The sequence below is a fragment of the Variovorax sp. Varisp41 genome (assembly GCF_047325085.1).
GTDB lineage: Bacteria > Pseudomonadota > Gammaproteobacteria > Burkholderiales > Burkholderiaceae_C > Variovorax.
Genome location: NZ_CP168540.1, coordinates 3,003,144 through 3,019,734 on the forward strand (window position 1 = coordinate 3,003,144; position 16,591 = coordinate 3,019,734).

The 16,591-nt window shown below is 69.2% G+C and carries 14 protein-coding genes; 6 read left to right on the plus strand and 8 right to left on the minus strand.

Annotated elements, in window-relative coordinates; all coding sequences use genetic code 11:
- Positions 1–85: 85 nt before the first annotated feature.
- The 3 genes from ccsB to ACEN9J_RS14015 form a co-directional block, all read right to left on the minus strand.
- Positions 86–1,402 (minus strand): c-type cytochrome biogenesis protein CcsB, encoded by a 1,317-nt coding sequence (gene ccsB / locus ACEN9J_RS14005; protein ID WP_261209778.1) that lies wholly within the window; start codon positions 1,400–1,402, stop codon positions 86–88.
- Entirely contained in the window at positions 1,399–3,573 is a 2,175-nt protein-coding gene (locus ACEN9J_RS14010) for a cytochrome c biogenesis protein ResB (protein ID WP_261209776.1), read from the minus strand. The genes ccsB and ACEN9J_RS14010 overlap by 4 nt, the downstream gene beginning before the upstream one ends.
- 132 nt (positions 3,574–3,705) lie before the next feature.
- Positions 3,706–4,389: a c-type cytochrome gene (locus ACEN9J_RS14015; protein WP_261209774.1), complete on the minus strand. Its 684-nt coding sequence runs from the start codon at positions 4,387–4,389 to the stop codon at positions 3,706–3,708.
- Between the two features lie 71 nt (positions 4,390–4,460).
- Between ACEN9J_RS14015 and yihA the strand changes: the two genes are divergently transcribed.
- A complete protein-coding gene (yihA, locus tag ACEN9J_RS14020) occupies positions 4,461–5,192 on the plus strand; it encodes a ribosome biogenesis GTP-binding protein YihA/YsxC (protein WP_261209772.1) in 732 nt (243 codons plus the stop codon).
- Between the two features lie 74 nt (positions 5,193–5,266).
- Positions 5,267–6,175, plus strand: coding sequence for an alpha/beta fold hydrolase (locus ACEN9J_RS14025; protein WP_413764373.1), 909 nt, complete (start codon positions 5,267–5,269; stop codon positions 6,173–6,175).
- Here ACEN9J_RS14025 and ACEN9J_RS14030 read toward each other — a convergent pair.
- Both ACEN9J_RS14030 and ACEN9J_RS14035 read right to left on the minus strand, forming a co-directional pair.
- Positions 6,165–7,049, minus strand: coding sequence for a lipid A biosynthesis acyltransferase (locus ACEN9J_RS14030; RefSeq protein WP_296741162.1), 885 nt, complete (start codon positions 7,047–7,049; stop codon positions 6,165–6,167). The genes ACEN9J_RS14025 and ACEN9J_RS14030 overlap by 11 nt on opposite strands.
- Entirely contained in the window at positions 7,046–7,942 is an 897-nt protein-coding gene (locus ACEN9J_RS14035) for a lysophospholipid acyltransferase family protein (RefSeq protein ID WP_261209767.1), read from the minus strand. The genes ACEN9J_RS14030 and ACEN9J_RS14035 overlap by 4 nt, the downstream gene beginning before the upstream one ends.
- Before the next feature lie 221 nt (positions 7,943–8,163).
- Between ACEN9J_RS14035 and metK the strand changes: the two genes are divergently transcribed.
- The gene (gene metK / locus ACEN9J_RS14040) at positions 8,164–9,345 is read left to right on the plus strand and encodes a methionine adenosyltransferase (protein WP_093352062.1); all 1,182 of its coding nucleotides are present in this window, start codon (positions 8,164–8,166) and stop codon (positions 9,343–9,345) included.
- A 3-nt stretch (positions 9,346–9,348) separates the two neighbouring features.
- Here metK and ACEN9J_RS14045 read toward each other — a convergent pair whose 3' ends face one another.
- Positions 9,349–10,782 (minus strand): sensor histidine kinase, encoded by a 1,434-nt coding sequence (locus ACEN9J_RS14045; RefSeq protein WP_261209763.1) that lies wholly within the window; start codon positions 10,780–10,782, stop codon positions 9,349–9,351.
- Positions 10,779–11,453 carry a response regulator transcription factor gene (locus tag ACEN9J_RS14050; RefSeq protein WP_261209761.1) on the minus strand — a complete coding sequence of 225 codons (675 nt, stop codon included), beginning with the start codon at positions 11,451–11,453 and terminating at the stop codon, positions 10,779–10,781. Before ACEN9J_RS14050 ends, ACEN9J_RS14045 begins: the two co-directional genes overlap by 4 nt.
- Before the next feature lie 161 nt (positions 11,454–11,614).
- On the opposite strand from ACEN9J_RS14050, the gene ACEN9J_RS14055 reads away from it, so the two are divergent.
- From ACEN9J_RS14055 to ACEN9J_RS14065, 3 genes are read left to right on the plus strand one after another with little or no spacing between them, the layout of a single operon-like run.
- The gene (locus ACEN9J_RS14055; RefSeq protein ID WP_261209759.1) at positions 11,615–12,625 is read left to right on the plus strand and encodes an ABC transporter substrate-binding protein; all 1,011 of its coding nucleotides are present in this window, start codon (positions 11,615–11,617) and stop codon (positions 12,623–12,625) included.
- A gap of 2 nt (positions 12,626–12,627) precedes the next feature.
- Positions 12,628–13,446, plus strand: coding sequence for an ABC transporter ATP-binding protein (locus tag ACEN9J_RS14060; protein ID WP_413764374.1), 819 nt, complete (start codon positions 12,628–12,630; stop codon positions 13,444–13,446).
- Positions 13,447–13,475: 29 nt separating this feature from the next.
- The gene (locus tag ACEN9J_RS14065; RefSeq protein ID WP_209544717.1) at positions 13,476–14,351 is read left to right on the plus strand and encodes an ABC transporter permease; all 876 of its coding nucleotides are present in this window, start codon (positions 13,476–13,478) and stop codon (positions 14,349–14,351) included.
- A 63-nt stretch (positions 14,352–14,414) separates the two neighbouring features.
- Here ACEN9J_RS14065 and ACEN9J_RS14070 read toward each other — a convergent pair whose 3' ends face one another.
- A complete protein-coding gene (locus ACEN9J_RS14070; protein WP_413764376.1) occupies positions 14,415–16,553 on the minus strand; it encodes a TonB-dependent receptor domain-containing protein in 2,139 nt (712 codons plus the stop codon).
- Positions 16,554–16,591 lie beyond the last annotated feature (38 nt).

Here is a 16,591-nt window from a genome sequence, read left to right on the forward strand (position 1 = left end):
AGGTAGTTCGTGGCCACCCCCGATTCGGTTACGCGCACGCGGGGCGCGCGGTTTCAATTCTTCGCGAAAGCCCGTTCGCGCGTGTCTACAGCGTGCCGTAGCTGTGCAGGCCGCTCAGGAACATGTTGACGCCGAGGAAGGCGAAGGTCGTGACCGCCAGCCCCGCGAGCGCCCACCAGGCCGCCACGGTGCCGCGCAGGCCCTTGACCAGGCGCATGTGCAGCCAGGCCGCGTAGTTGAGCCAGACGATCAGCGCCCAGGTCTCCTTCGGGTCCCAGCTCCAGTAGCCGCCCCAGGCATCGGCGGCCCACAGCGCGCCCAGCACGGTGGCGATGGTGAAGAAGGCGAAGCCGACCGCGATCGACTTGTACATGACGTCGTCGAGCACCTCGTTGGCCGGCAGGCGCGCCGCGATGCGCTTGCGCCCCAGCAGGATGCCGGCCGCGATCAGCGCCGAGATCGCCGCATAGGCCACCCAGTAGCTGCCGCCGGCTTCCTGCACGCGCTGGCGGAACGCCACCGGCACGAAGCACAGCGCCATGCCCAGCAGCCAGATCGGCGTGAGCTTGTACCAGCGGGTCTCGCCCGCCTGCTCCTTCACCAGGTAGGCGAAGGCCACCATGGCCGCGAGCGAGAAAGTGCCGTAGCCGATGAAGTTGGCGGGCACGTGCAGCTTCATCCACCAGCTCTGCAACGCGGGCACCAGCGGCTGGATCTCGTGCGCCTGGCGCACCAGCGTGTACCAGAGCAGGAAGCCGACCGCCGCGCTGACCACCAGCATCACGAAGGCGCCGAGCGCGCGCGTGCGGTAGTGCTCCTCGTAGTAGAGGTAGAACGCGGCCGTGAGCCAGCAGAACAGCACGAACACCTCGTAGAGGTTGCTGACCGGGATGTGGCCGATGTCGGGGCCGAGCTGGTGGCTTTCGTACCAGCGCACCATGGTGCCGATCAGCGCCATGGTGATGGCGGCCCAGGCCAGCCGCGAGCCGATCGCCTCGAGCGCATCGCCCTGCTTGCCGCCGAAGAAGCCCAGCCAGTAGAACAGCGTGCTCATGAAGAACAGCACGCTCATCCAGAGGATGGCCGACTGGCTCGAGAGGAAGTACTTGAGCCAGAACACGGTGTCGGCCCGCGCCAGGTCGCCCTGGTAGGACGCGATGGCCAGCAGCGAGGCTGCCGCGACCACGATCGCCAGCACCCGCAGCGGGCGCCAGAACCAGCCCATGGCGATCACGCACAGCAGCGCGCCCACCAGGATCGGCTTCTCGTAGGAGTCCATCGAGCCCGCGTGGCGCGCGAAGGCGAACAGGCCGCCCGCGAGCACCAGCGCCGCGAACACCCAGTCGAACAGGTTGCGCCGCGAGAGCCAGCTTTCGTTGAGCGTGAGGGTGGTGGTGTTCATGGTGAGGCTGGCTCTTCTTTCTTCAGGGCGAGCAGCTTGTGCTTGAGATGCTCGAACTCCCGATCGCTGTCGATGGTCTTGCGATTGACCGAGAACGCCATCGTCGCGGCGGTCTCGGTGGTGTTGTCTCCGGCGGCGCCGGCGGGTGTCAGCCACACCCAGAGCCGACGCTCGCGCACGTACAGCATGGCAAAAATCCCGACGATCAGCAACAGACAGCCCAGATAGACGACGTTCTTGCCGGGGGCGCGCGCCACCTGGAACACGCTGGCCTGCACCTGGGTGAAGTCGGTCATCATCATCGCGACCGGGGCCGGGTAGAAGTGGGCGTCGCTCAGCGCGATCACCGCCTGCGTGAGGAAGGCCTGCGACTTCTCGTCGCCCGGCAGCGCCGCGAGGCCCGCGCCTTCGCGGCTGAGGTTCAGCACCTCGTACAGCACGTCGTTGAGGATGCGCACCAGCACCGCGCCCGCGCGCTCGCGCTCGGCCTCGGGCACATTGCTCTCCATGAACTCGGCGATCGCCTGCCAGCCGCCCGCGGAAGCGGCATCGGCGCGCGCGGGCTCGCTGCCCGCGAACAGCGCCAGCGCGCGCGTGGCCGACACCCGCAGCTGGTCGGCCATCTCGGGGCGCTTCGGATCGCTGGCCTTGGCGATGTAGCGCTCGATGGCGCGCGCGCGCGTGGCCGGGTCCTCGAGCGCGGCGCGCATGCGCACGAAGCCGTCCATCGAGCCCTGCTCGTCGGCCGGCACGCGCAGGTAGCGGAACGGTTCCTCGGGCTTCTCGCGCATGCCCAGCAGGAACACCGGCTGGCCGTCGCCGGTGTCGACCGGCACCATGTAGTTCTGGTACTCGCGCGCCTGGCCGGCCGCGTCGCGCAGCTTGTAGCCGATGCTCGGGCCGATGTTGCGCAGCACCTTGGGCTTGTTGGTCTTGTTGGCCGCGCCCAGGCGCGACTCGATGTCGTGGCGCAGGTCGACCTTGCGCACGTCGGCGCCGCTGCCCATGGCGCCGCCGTCGGCGAAGTTCTCGACGTTGATCACGCGCAGCGCGGCAAACTCCAGCGTCAGCTTCTCCTTGCCGTTGGTGATCTCGCTGCTCGGTCCGCCGATCACGCCCTCGACCTCGAAGGGCTTGGCCGCGGCCGCCATCGGCACCGCCTTGAGCTTCACCGTCGAGCCGCCGTCGTCGAAGCTCGACTGGTAGATCTCCACGCCCTTGTAGCTGGCCGGGTGGTTGACCTCGATGCGCGCGGGCACCTGCTCGCCGGTCTCGCGGTCGTGCAGCACCACCTCGCTCGCGAACAGCTTGGGCATGCCGGTCGAGTAGTAGTCGACGATGAATTTCTTGAGCTCGATCGAGAACGGCAGCTCCTGCAGCAGCACACCGTCGGCCTGGTTGAGGATCGCCACGCTGCCCTGCCCGCCCTCGGGCACCAGGATGTTGCCGCGGAAGGTCGGGTTGCTGGCCGAGAGCCGGTGCTGCGGCGGCACGTCGGCGATCATGCCGCCGCCGGTGAACACGCTCTTGCCGTTGAACCAGGTCTGCGCGCGCACCACCAGGTCGCCGTCGAGCAGGCCGCCGATGCACACCAGCACGATCGCGCTGTGCGCCGCGATGTAGCCGAGCTTGTGGGCGCCGCCGGCTCGCGCGGCGACCATCCAGCCGGCCGGCGTCTTGCCGTCGCCCGTGGCTTCGCGCTGCTGCAGCTTGACCTTCCAGCCGCCGCTCACGAGCAGCTGGCCGATGCGGTTGGCCGCCATGTCGGGCGTTTCGCCGAGCTGCGTCTGCGCGCGCTGGCCGAAGGCCTTGAGGCTCTGGGTGCGGATGTCTTCCTTGAAGGTGCGCAGCTCGACCACGATGCGCGGCGTGTTGCGCACGATGCACAGCGTGGTGCTGATCACCAGGAACAGCAGGATCAGCAGGAACCACCAGGCGCTGTAGATCGAGTCGAGCCGCGCGGCGCGGAACACCTCGGCCCAGAACGGCCCGAACTGGTTGATGTAGTTGTTGATCGGCTCGTGCTGCTTGAGCACGGTGCCGATGATCGAGGCGATGCAGATGATCGTGAGCAGCGCGATCGCGAAGCGCATCGACGACAGCAGTTCCACCGCCGCGCGAAGCGCTTGCGGGCCGCGATGGACGCGAAGGCCGTGAGTGGAAACTGACATCGGTTGCTAGAGAAGAGAGAAGAAAAGGCGTCCGGAAGAAGCGAAACGCAAAAGGGCGGGCCATCCTGCTGGATCGGCCCGCCCTGTTTTGGGGTTGTTCTCGGCGGTTAGTTCACGCTCGCGCGTGCGGGATCAACGCAGACCGGCGATGTAGTCGGCCACGGCCTTGATTTCGCGGTCGTTGAGCTTGGCGGCCACGCCGGTCATCACGGCGTTGTTGGCGCGCACCGTGGTGCCGTCGCCGCGGAAGGCCGTGAGCTGGGCCGCCGTGTAGTCGGCGTGCTGGCCGCCCAGGCGCGGGTACTGCGCGGGCATGCCGGCGCCGTTCGGGCTGTGGCAGCCGGCGCAGGCCGGGATCTGGCGGTCGGCGATGCCGCCGCGGTAGATCCGCTCGCCCAGGGCGATCGTGTCCTTGTCCTTCGAGAAGCCGGGCTTGATCTTCTTGGAGCCGACGAACCAGGCGATGTTGCGCATGTCCTCCTCGGACAGCGCCGAGGCCAGCGGCTTCATGATCGCGCTCTTGCGCTTGCCGGACTTGAAGTCCTCGAGCTGCTTGAGGATGTATTCGGGGTGCTGCTGCGCCAGCTTGGGGTTGGCCGGGATCGCCGAGTTGCCGTCCGCGTTGTGGCAGGAGGCGCAGCTCTGGCTGTTGGCCGGGGTGGCATTGAAGATGGTGTCGCCCTTGGCCGGGTCGGGCTTGGCCTTGACCGGTGTGGTCGGTGCGGCTGCCGTCTCCTCGGCAAAAGCACCAGTGCTGACTGCGGTACCAGCGATCCCCACGAGGGCCGCAAGCAGAAAATTGGCAAACAACTTCATATCGGGGGCTCGAATTTATTGGCGCAAAACCCCGCGATTCTACAATGGCGCCCCGTTCCGAAAGCCCATTGATGACCACGCCGTCGCGCAAGAGCACCGCATTTCCTTCCCGCGCGGCCCCCGCCCAAGACCCCCAGACCGCCGAACGCGAACGTGCCGCGCTGGGCTGGCTGCACACCGCGCACTTCCTGACCAGTGCCCCGCAGCTCGAGCACCTGCCGCCCTTCGACCTGCCCGAGATCGCCTTCGTCGGCCGCTCCAACGCCGGCAAGTCCACCGCCATCAACACGCTCACGCAGCAGACGCGGCTGGCCTTCGCCTCGAAGACGCCCGGGCGCACGCAGCACATCAACCTGTTCGGCATCGGCCGGCAGAAGGTCGACGACGCGGTGCTCGCCGACCTGCCCGGCTACGGCTACGCGGCCGTGCCGCGCGAGGCCAAGCTGCGCTGGCAGCGCGTGATGGGCAACTACCTGATGACGCGCGAGAACCTGCGCGGCGTGGTGCTGATGTGCGATCCGCGCCACGGCCTGACCGAGCTCGACGAGATCCTGCTCGAGGTGATCCGCCCGCGCGTCGAGCAGGGCCTCAAGTTCCTGGTGCTGCTGACCAAGGCCGACAAGCTCACGCGCTCCGAGGGCGCGAAGGTGCTGTCCATCGTGCGACTGCAGGCCGGCGGCGGCGAGGTCAAACTGTTCTCGGCGCTGAAGAAGCAGGGCGTGGGCGAGGCGGCGGAGCTGCTGTCGCGCTGGGTCCATACGGACGAGCCAGCCGCCGAGCCCGAGCCGCCCGAAGAGTCCTGAGGCAGACCCGGCTGCAGCGGCCGTCCCTTCTGCCTAATTCACTATTGAAACGATAGCAAAGAGGAGACAGACGCATGATCGAGACCTTCCAACGAAGCCTGCCCAACGGCACCACCCTGAGCTGCCGCGCCGCCGGCGAACCCGGCCGCCCGCTGATGGTGTTCCTGCACGGCTTTCCCGAGGCCGCGTTCATCTGGGACGAACTGCTCGCCCATTTCGCCGATCCCGCGCATGGCGGCTACCGCTGCGTCGCACCGAACCTGCGCGGCTTCGAGAAGTCGAGCGCGCCCACCGACGTGGCCGAATACAAGGCGCACCTGCTGATCCAGGACATCCAGCAACTGGTGGCCACCGAGAGCAAGGACGGCACCATGGCCGCGCTGGTCGCGCACGACTGGGGCGGCGCCTTCGGCTGGGGCTATGCCAACGCCTTCCCGCAGCAGGTCGGCAAGCTGGTGATCATCAACTCGCCGCACCCCGGCACCTTCACGCGCGAGCTGCGCAACAGCCCGGCGCAGCAGCAGGCCAGCGCCTACATGAACTTCCTCGCGCGGCCCGATGCCGAGGCCCTGCTCGCGGCCGACGACTTCAAGCGCATGTGGCCCTTCTTCCTGCTGATGAAGGCCGGGCCCGACGGCTTCGGCTGGCTCACCGAGGAAGTGAAGCAGCAGTACCGCGAGGTCTGGAGCGCGGGCCTCACCGGTGCCTGCAACCTCTACCGCGTGACGCCGATGAAGCCGCCGCTGCCGGGCCAGACCGTCGACGGCATTCCGGTGCTGCCGCGCGAGCGGCTGGTGGTGAACGTCCCGACCTTCGTGTTCTGGGCGCTCGACGATGCCGCGCTGCTGCCGGGCCTCCTCGAGGGGCTCGACGAGTACGTGCCCGATCTGGTGGTCAAGAAGGTGCCGGGCGCCACCCACTGGATCGTGCACGAGCAGCCGCGGCTCGTGGCGGGCGAGATCGAGGCCTTCCTCAGTAAATAGGAGGGTCGCCCTCGGGGCGGGTCTTGAAGCGCCGGTGCACCCAGTAGTACTGGGCCGGCATCGGATCGATGTAGCCCTGCAGCCGCGTGTTCATCAGCGCGGTGTCGGCCTCGACGTCGTCGGTCGGGAAGTTCCGCCAGGTCTCGAGCACCTCGATCTCGTAGCCGCCGCGCGTGAGCTTCGCGACGATCGGCACCACCTTCGCCTTGCCCAGCCGCGCGAAGCGCGAGAGCGAGGGCACGGTGGCCGCCTGCACGCCGTAGAAGGGCACGAAGATGGTCTGGTCGCGGCCGAAGTCCATGTCGGGCAGCAGGTACAGGAGCCCGCCCTTGCGCAGCCCCGCGAGCACCGGCTTGATGCCGTCGACCCGGTTGAGCGCCGCCACGTCGCCGAAGCGCGTGCGGCCCTCGCGGATCCAGGCATCGACCATCGGATCGCGCTGGGTCGTGTAGATGGTGGCCGAGGGCCGCGCCGTGTGCATCGTGAGCGCGGTGGCCGCGGCGTCGAGACCGTAGAAGTGCGGCGCGAACAGGATCATGGGCGCGCTGCCCTCGGCGATCTCGCGGATCTCCGGCGCCGCGCCCACGATCTTCAGCCGGCTCGCCACCACCTTCTCGGGCGCATGCCAGAGCCAGCTGCGGTCGAGCCACGACTGCGCCACGTAGACGAAGCTCTGCTTCGCGATCGCGCGCCGCTCGGCCTCGGACTTCTCGGGGAAGCAGACCGCGAGGTTGGTGTCGACCACGCGCCGGCGCGGCAGCGCGAGCGTGTGCAGCACGCGGCCCAGGAAGGCGCCGAAGCCGCGCACCAGCGGCAGCGGCAGCGGCGCGATCGCGCGCATGAAGCCGATGCCCAGACGGGAACCCAGGCTCATCGTGCCGCCCCCCCGACTTCGGCCATCTCGGGCGCATCGGCCTTCGGCTGCTTGTAGCGCGCGTAGTCCCACACGTACTGGCCCGGCAGGCTGCGGATCAGCCGGCCGATGGCCTCGTTCATCGCGGCGGCCGCGTCCTCGAGCGGCGCCTTCGGATCGGTCAGCGCGGTGCCCACGATCGGCTCGAAGCGGATCACGTAGCCCGCGCCGCGCGGCAGCCGCTCGCACACGCTGAGGAAGCAGGCCGCGCCGGTCTGCTGCGCGAGCCGCGGCAGCAGGCTCATGGTGTAGGCGGGCCGGCCGAGGAACGGCGCCCACACGCCCTGCCCCAGCGGCGGCACCTGGTCGGGCAGGATGCCTGTGTAGCCGCCGTTGCGCAGCGTGCGCATCAGGCCGCGCACGCCGGTGATGCTGGTCGGCAGGGTCTGCAGCCCGGGCCGGTCGCGCGAGCCGGCGGCGATCAACTCGGCCATCCACTTCTTGCGCGCGGGACGGAACAGCGCGGTGATGGGTCCGTAACGCTCGTGGAAGCGTTCGCCGATCGCCTGGCCGCACATCTCCCAGCTGCCCAGGTGGGGCGCGACCAGGATCACGCCCTTCTTCGCCTGCAGCGCGGCCTCGAAGGCCTCGACGCCCTCCCAGCGCAGCACGCGCGGCAGCACCGTCTCGCCATGGGGACGCAGCCACAACCAGGGCAGCTCGGAGGCCATCTTGCCGGCCGCGGCGATGGCCGGGCGATAGGCGCCGGGCCCGAAGCCCGCGCTCTGCGCATTGGCCCGGAAGCGCCTTCGGTAGCCGGGCGCGAGGGCCCATACCAGCCATCCGAGCCCCGCGCCGAACCAATGCATCACGGGCATCGGTACGCGGGCGAGCAATCGGAAGAGAGCGATCATGGACAGGTCGGGAATGGGGTCAAGGACGCGCGCGCACGGTTTGGCGCGGCTCGAATAGAATCGAAATTGTCGCCGAGTTACGGAACAACTTGCAGGGCGACAAGCACAGGCGCCGCATGGCGATTGTGCCCGCCGATGGCTCATCGGCAATCTGCTAAAGCGTTCGCCAGGGCTCCGCAGAGTTGGCAACGCGCCAAACCACTTCAAGGAGCTTTGAACAAATGGCGAACGACTTCCTCTTCACTTCCGAATCCGTCTCCGAAGGCCACCCCGACAAGGTGGCCGACCAGATCTCGGACGCCATCCTGGACGCGATCTTCGAGCAGGACCCGCGCAGCCGCGTGGCCGCCGAGACGCTGACCAACACCGGCCTCGTGGTGCTCGCCGGCGAGATCACGACCAACGCGCACGTCGACTACATCCAGGTCGCGCGCGACACCATCAAGCGCATCGGCTACGACAACACCGACTACGGCATCGACTACAAGGGCTGCGCGGTCATGGTCTGCTACGACAAGCAGTCCAACGATATCGCCCAGGGCGTCGACCACGCATCGGACGACCACCTGAACACCGGCGCCGGCGACCAGGGCCTGATGTTCGGCTACGCCTGCGACGAGACGCCCGAGCTGATGCCCGCGCCGATCTACTACGCGCACCGCCTGGTCGAGCGCCAGGCCCAGCTGCGCAAGGACGGCCGCCTGCCCTTCCTGCGCCCCGACGCCAAGAGCCAGGTGACGATGCGCTATGTCGACGGCAAGCCGCACAGCATCGACACCGTGGTGCTCTCGACCCAGCACAGCCCCGACCAGAGCGAGACGCCGACCAAGATGAAGGCCTCGTTCAACGAAGCCATCATCGAGGAGATCATCAAGCCCGTGCTGCCCAAGGAATGGCTGCAGAACACGCGCTACCTGATCAACCCGACCGGCCGCTTCGTCATCGGCGGCCCGCAGGGCGACTGCGGCCTCACGGGCCGCAAGATCATCGTCGACACCTACGGCGGCGCCTGCCCGCACGGCGGCGGCGCGTTCTCGGGCAAGGACCCGTCGAAGGTCGACCGCTCGGCCGCCTATGCCGCGCGCTACGTGGCCAAGAACATCGTGGCCGCCGGCCTGGCGCGCCAGTGCCAGATCCAGGTGGCCTACGCCATCGGCGTGGCCCAGCCGATGAACATCACGGTCTACACCGAAGGCACCGGCGTGATCCCCGACGAGAAGATCGCCGAGCTCGTGCGCGAGCACTTCGACCTGCGTCCGAAGGGCATCATCCAGATGCTCGACCTGCTGCGCCCGATCTACCAGAAGACCGCGGCCTACGGCCACTTCGGCCGCGAGGAGCCCGAGTTCACCTGGGAAGCGACCACGCAGGCCGCGGCCCTGCGCGCTGCCGCCGGCCTCTGAGGCCTACCCCGCGTTTTCCGCCGGCCCCGCTGGCGGAAAACGCACCGTGACCAGCAGCCCGCTCGCCTCGCGCGGGTTGGCCGCCAGGTCCACGTCGGCATCGAAGGCCCGCGCGATCTCGCGCACGATGGCCAGCCCCAGCCCCGTTCCCTCGCTGTCCTGCGCCACCCGGTAGAAGCGCTCGAACACGCGCTCGCGTGCCTCGGCGGGGATGCCCGGACCGTTGTCCTCCACGCTCAGCACGACCGCGTCCGCGGCCTCACCTACGCCCACGCCCAGCGTCACCCGGCCGCCCTCGTGCGTGTAGCGCAACGCGTTGTCGAGCAGGTTGGTGACCAGCGCATCGAGCAGCGCCGGCTGCGCCCGCACGAACGCCGTGCCGGGCGCTTCCAGTCCCAGGTCGATGCGGCGCCGGTCGGCCAGTGCCGCGAGCTGCTCGACGCAGCGCAGCGCCACCGCCGCGAGGTCGACCCGCTCGAGCCGCGTGTGCGCATCGCCGTGCTCGGCCTGTGCGAGCAGCAGCAGCTTGTTGGTGACGTCGACCAGCCGCCGATTGCTGGTCTGCATCGCGAGCCACATCGCATCCATGTCGGCGCGGCGCGTGTCCCATTCGCCGCGGTGCTGGCGCGTGTAGCGCGCGTACTCGATCTGCGAGGCCTGCATCGCCAGCGGCGTGCGCAGCTGGTGCGCCGCGTCGGCGATGAAGCGCCGCTGCGCCTCCGAGTGCGCGCGCAACTGCGCGACGAAGCGGTTGATGGTGTCGGCCACCGGCCGCAGCTCGGTATGCAGCGCGCCGGGATCCACCACCAGGTCGAGATGCAGGGGATCGCGCTGCGCGAGCTGCTGGCTCAGCCGCACGATGGGCCGCAGCTCCAGCGTCAGCGCGGCCACGGCGAGCGCGATGGCCAGCGCCAGCGCGATCAGCAGGTACTCCATCGACGGCCACCACAGCGTGCGCAGCATGTGGTCGCGGCTGCGCTCGGTCTTGCCCACGGCGATGGTGATGTCGCGCGCGCCGCCGATCTCGTACATCGAGCGCGTGGTGACGACCGCGCGCAGCGGCAGGCCCGCGAATTCCGCGTCGTACCACTGGGCGCGGTCCACGCCCTCGGGCTTGCGCCGGGCCGGCAGCGGGAAGTCGGGCGAACCGGCCAGCACCTCGCCGTTGGCGCCCGTCACGCTGAGGAACACGCGGTCGTGCTCGGGCGAGACGAACAGGCTCAGCGCCGATGGCGGCACGCTGGCCCGCACGTCGTCGTCCTCCCAGATCAGGCGGTCGGACAGCACCTTGGCCGAGGACAGCAGGTCGTGGTCCTGCACGTAGTCGGCCACTTCCGCCGCATTGCGCCAGTTGAGCCAGCCGCAGACCGCCACGAACAGCGACAGCGGCAGCAGCAGCCACAGCGCGAGGCGCAGGCGCAGGCTGGAGCGCTTCATTCTTCCTGGCGCGTGCGCAGCAGGTAGCCCACGCCGCGCAGCGTGATGATGGTCGCCTGGCTGGCCTCGAGCTTCTTGCGCAGCCGATGGATGTAGATGTCCACCGCATCCGCGCTGGGCTCGTCGTCGAGGCCGAAGATGGCATCGATCAGCGCCTGCTTCGACACCGTGCTGCCGGCCTTGAGCATCAGCGTCTCGAGCAGCGTGCGCTCGCGCGGCGGCAGCGCCAGTTCCTCGCCGGCCAGCGCGAACTGGCGCGTGCGCAGGTCGTAGCGCAGGTCGCCGCAGGCGATGTCGTTGGCCTTGCCCGGCATCTGCCGGCGCACCAGCACCTTGATGCGCGCCACCAGCTCGCGGATCTCGAAGGGCTTCACCAGGTAGTCGTCGGCGCCGATCTCCAGGCACAACACCTTCTGGTCGAGCGAGGCGGTGGCCGTGAGGATGATCACCGGCACCGTGTCGCCGCGCTCGCGCAGCCGGCGCAGCACCGCCTTGCCCGGCAGGCCCGGGATGTTGAGGTCGAGCAGCACCACGTCGTAGGCGGCCTGGGCCAGCTGCAGGTCGGCGGCTTCGCCGTTGGCGACGTGGTCGACCACGAAGTCCTGTTCGCGCAGCAGGCTGGCAAGCCAGTGCGCGAGTTGCGGGTTGTCTTCGATCAGCAGCAGCTTCATGCGGTCGGCGGGAGTGGCCGTGGATTCTAGGAAGGGCCACGGGAAAGGCGGCAGCCTAGGGATAACCATGAGGAATCGCGCCCGGCGCTGAAAGCTGGCCGAAGGATGGCGATTCCTAGACTGGCCTGACCGAACAACCCCGACCGGAGACACCCGACCCCATGTCCGCCACCCGCCGCACCCTGCTCGCCGCCGCGCTCTGCGCCGCCTTCGCCACGCCCTTCGCCCAGGCCGCCGACGCCCCCATCACCATCATGGTGGGCGGCATCAACAAGATCATCTACCTGCCGGCCAAGCTCACCGAGGCGCTGGGCTACTTCAAGGACGAGGGGCTGAACGTCGAGCTGCAGTCGCAGCCCGCGGGCGTCGACGCCGAGAACCAGCTGATCGCCGGCGCCGTGCAGGGCGTGGTCGGCTTCTACGACCACACCATCGACCTGCAGAGCAAGGGCAAGGAGATCCAGGCGATCGCCGTCTTCTGCAAGGTGCCGGGCGAGGTCGAGCTGGTCAGCACCAAGGCCGACGCGGCCGGCTTCAAGAGCATGGCCGATGCCAAGGGCGGCAAGACCCTGGGCGTGACCGGCCTGGGCTCGTCGACCGACTTCCTCACGCGCTACCTCGCCGACCGCGCGGGCGTGGCCTCGAAGGACTACTCGCTGCTGCCCGTGGGCGCCGGCAACACCTTCATCGCCGCGATGAAGCAGGACCGCATCCAGGCCGGCATGACGACCGAGCCCACGGTGTCGCAGATGATCAAGAGCGGCGACGCCAAGGTGCTGGTCGACCTGCGCACCGAGGCCGACACGGTGAAGGCGCTCGGCGGCCTCTACCCGGCCGCCAGCCTCTACGTGCAGAACGCCTGGGCCGAGTCGCACAAGGCCGAGGCCGGCAAGCTGGCGCGCGCTTTCGCGCGCACCATGCAGTACATCCAGTCGCACAGCGCCGAGGAGATCGCCGAGAAGGTGCCGCGCGACTACTACGGCAACGACAAGGAACTCTACGTGCAGGCGCTCAAGGCCTCGCTGCCGATGTTCACCGCCGACGCGAAGATGCCCGCGGGCGGCCCCGAGACCGTGCTCAAGGTGCTGGCCACCTACAAGCCGCTCGTGAAGAGCAAGAACATCGACCTCTCGAAGACCTACAGCAACGCCTACCTCGCGGCGGCGAAATGACCATGCGCCACGGCTCTCCCTCCTCCGGCGGCGGCAACGTCGCGGCCACCTCCGCGATCGACTTCGACGACGTGTCGCTGCGCTTCATCTCGCAGGACGGCAACGCCACGGTCGCGCTGCGCAACTTCAGCATGTCGGTGGCGCGCGGCGAGTTCGTCGCCATCGTCGGGCCCACGGGCTGCGGCAAGTCGACCACGCTCAACATGATCACCGGCCTGCTCAAGCCCACCGTCGGCAATGTGCGCGTGATGGGCCAGCCGGTGACCGGCGTCGATCCGCGCATCGGCTTCGTGTTCCAGGCCGACGCGGTGTTCCCGTGGCGCAGCGTGGAGGACAACGTGGCGGCCGGCCCGATCTTCCGCGGCAAGCCGAAGAAGGAAGCGATGGAACTGGCGCAGCAGTGGATCCACCGCGTGGGCCTGGCCAAGTTCGGCAAGCACTACCCGCACCAGCTCTCGGGCGGCATGCGCAAGCGCGTGGCGCTGGCCCAGACCTTCATCAACGACCCCGAGATCCTGCTGATGGACGAGCCCTTCTCCGCGCTCGACATGCAGACCCGCACGCTGATGCAGGACGAGCTGCTGCAGCTGTGGTCGAACAACGGCGGCAGCGTGGTCTTCGTGACCCACGACCTCGAGGAGGCGATCGCGCTGGCCGACCGCGTGTTCGTGCTCTCGGCGCGGCCCGCCACGCTCAAGCGCGTCTACGAGATCGACCTGCCGCGCCCGCGCGTGATGGCGCAGGTGCGCTACGACCCGCAGTTCATCGAACTCTCCAAGCACATCTGGGACGACCTGCGCGAAGAGGTCGTCATCCAATGAACAACGCTGTCACACCCTCCCACGCCGCCATGAGCACATCCACCACCACGCCTGCCGCCGCGCAGCTTCCCTCGGCCCTCAGCGACGCCGCGCTCGCGCGCGAATCCGAGATCGCGCAGGCGGCCATCCGCGGCCGGCGCCGCATGATCATCGCGCTGCGGCTGGTCGTGCTGGTGGTCGCGCTCGGCGGCTGGGAGATCGCGGCGCGCCTCAAGTGGATCGACCCGTTCTTCTATTCGATGCCCACCATGATCTACGACCAGCTCGTGGAGTGGATGCGCGACGGCACGGCCCAGGGGTCGCTCTGGATGCAGGTCGCGGTGACGCTCGAGGAGACGGTGATCGGCTTCCTGATCGGCTCCATCGCCGGCGTGATCTGCGGCATCGTGCTCGGTCGCAACAAGCTGCTGTCGGACGTGTTCAGCCTCTACATCCAGATCGCCAACTCGATCCCGCGCGTGGTGCTCGGCTCGATCTTCGTGATCGCGCTCGGCCTGGGCATGGCCTCGAAGGTGGCGCTCGCGGTGGTGATGGTGTTCTTCGTGGTCTTCGGCAATGCCTTCCAGGGCGTGCGCGAAGCCGACAAGTACATGATCGCGAACGCGCAGATCCTCGGCGCCTCGCCGCGCCAGCTCACGATGGCGGTGGTGATCCCCTCGGCGATGTCCTGGATCCTCGCGAGCCTGCACGTGAGCTTCGGCTTCGCGCTGGTCGGCGCGGTGGTCGGCGAGTTCCTCGGCGCCAAGGAAGGCATCGGCCTGCTGATCTCGACCGCGCAGGGCGCCTTCAATGCCAGCGGCGTGTTCGCGGCGATGATCGTGCTCGCGGTGGTCGCGCTGGCGGCCGACTTCCTCTTGAGCTCGCTCGAGAAGCGGCTGCTGAAGTGGCGGCCCGCGGCCTTCTGAGGCCCTTGGCCATCCATCGCGACGGCGGGCAGTGCCCGCCGTTCTTCATGGTGGCTCGAAGATTCAGAAGCGGTACGAACCGCTCATGCCCACCGTCCAGTTGCGCCCCGGCGCGGGCTCGAAATAGCGCGCATTGCCTTCGTTGACGATGACCGAGCCGGCATAGCGGCGGTCGAACAGGTTGTCCACGCGCGCGAAGGCGTTGAACTCCCAGCGCTCCCACTTCTTGAGATAGCCGGCATAGGCGGCCGCGACCGCGTAGCCCGGCGCGCTCGCGCTGTTGAGGTCGTTGGCCTGGATGCGGCCCAGCGCGCGCATCTCCACGCCCGCGCGCCAGCCCTCGGGCGGTACCCAGCCCAAGGAGGCGAACAGCGACTGCCGCGCGATACCCGGGATGCGGTTGCCCGCGGCCACCGTGTTGGCGGCCGCGCACGGCGAGGGCGAGCAGAAGGCATCGCGGTAGGTGGCGTCGAGCCAGGTGTAGGCGAGCTGGGTGCGCCAGTGGTTCTCGGTCTCGTGCTGCCAGGCCAGCTCGAAGCCGTTGCGCCGCGTGCGGCCCGCGTTCTGGAAGGTGGCGCGGCCGCCGATGTTGGTGTCGGTCACGATCTCGTCGCGCGTGCGGGTGCTAAACAGCGCCGCGGTCAAGAGCCCGCCGCCGAGCCGCGCCTTGGCGCCGAGCTCGAGGCTGTCGTTGACCGAGGGCCGCAGCGCGAAGTTGAGCCCGCTCGCGCCGCCCGCGCGGTACGACAGCTCGTTGAGCGTCGGGGTCTCGAAGCCGCGGCCGATGGAGCCGTAGAGCGCGATGTCGCGCGTGGCCTGGAAGCGCAGCGAGGCCACGGGCAGGGTCTTGGCATAGCGCGCGCTGCCGCTGTCGTCGCGGTTGCTGCCGACGATGTAGCGGTCGCCCGAATCGAAGTGCACGCTGCTGCGCCGCAGGCCGGCCTCGAGCGTCCAGCGCTCGGCGAAGCGCCAGGTGGCCTGCGCATAGGGATCGAGGTTCCAGACCTCGTTGCGCTCGTAGCGCCGCAGCCGGCCCTGCACGCCGAGGATCTGGGCCGCGCCGCTGCCGAGGTAGTTCTCGTAGCCGCGGCGCCATTCGCGCAGGCTGTCGTAGCCCAGGCCCGCCACCAGCTCGAACGGACGATCCGCCAGGGTGAAGGCACCGGTCCAGCGCAGGTCGAGTCCGCCGTACTGGCGCGTGAGGTCGATCACGCCGCCCGCATGCAGCGGGTTCTGCTGCGCCGAGGGCGGGATCGACTGGTACTGCGTGGTCTTGCGCTCGCCGCCGTAGACCATCAGGCGCAGCTGCTGCGTCTGGCTCAGGCGGCGCTCGTAGAGCAGGCCGGCCTGGGTCTGCTCGACGGTCTTGCGGGTGTCGTACTGCACGGCCAGCGGCGCGAGGCGCGGGGCCAGCGCGTACTGGTCGGCCGTGAGGCCCAGCGGGTCCTGCGCATCGATGCGCACGCTGTTGACGACCAGCGTGAGCCGGTCGCCGTTGTCGAGCGCGATGCCGAGCTTGCCGTTGGCGATGTCGCGCCGCGCGGCGCTGTGCTCGCGCCAGCCGTCGGTCTGGAAGCGGCTGGCGCCCAGCAGGTAGTCGACGGCGCCCTGCGAGCCGCTGGCCTGCAGCGACTGGCGCCAGGTGCCGTTGCTGCCGCCCGCCGCCGAGTAGGCCAGCTTCGGCCGGCCCTCGCCCGAGGCGGTGAAGGCCTGCAGCACGCCGCCCGAGGAATTGCCGTAGAGCGCCGAGAACGGTCCGCGCAGGATCTCGACGCGGTCGAGCGAGCCGATGTCGATGTTCGAGGTCTGGCCCTGGCCATCGGGCAGGGTGGCGGGAATGCCGTCGACATAGAGCCGCACGCCGCGCACGCCGAAGGTCGAGCGCGCGCCGAAGCCGCGGATCGAGAGCTGCAGGTCCTGCGCGTAGTTGAGCCGGTTCTGCACCTGCAGCCCGGGCACGCCGCCCAGGCTCTCGGACAGGTTCACGCCGAGGCGGCCATCGCGCATGGACTCGCCGTCGACGCGATCGACCGAGCCCGGCACGTTGAAAGGCGCGACCTCGCCGCGCGGCGTGGAGACGGTGATCTCGCGCAGAGAGGCACCCGCGAACGGCGACGGCGCCTCGGTCACGGACTGCGCACGCGAAGCCGCAGAGAGATCGAGCAGGAGACAGGCGACGGCAGCGGCGGCAACGGGTTTCATGCCGCCGATTCTGCGGTGTCGCGCCGCGGCCGGACCTC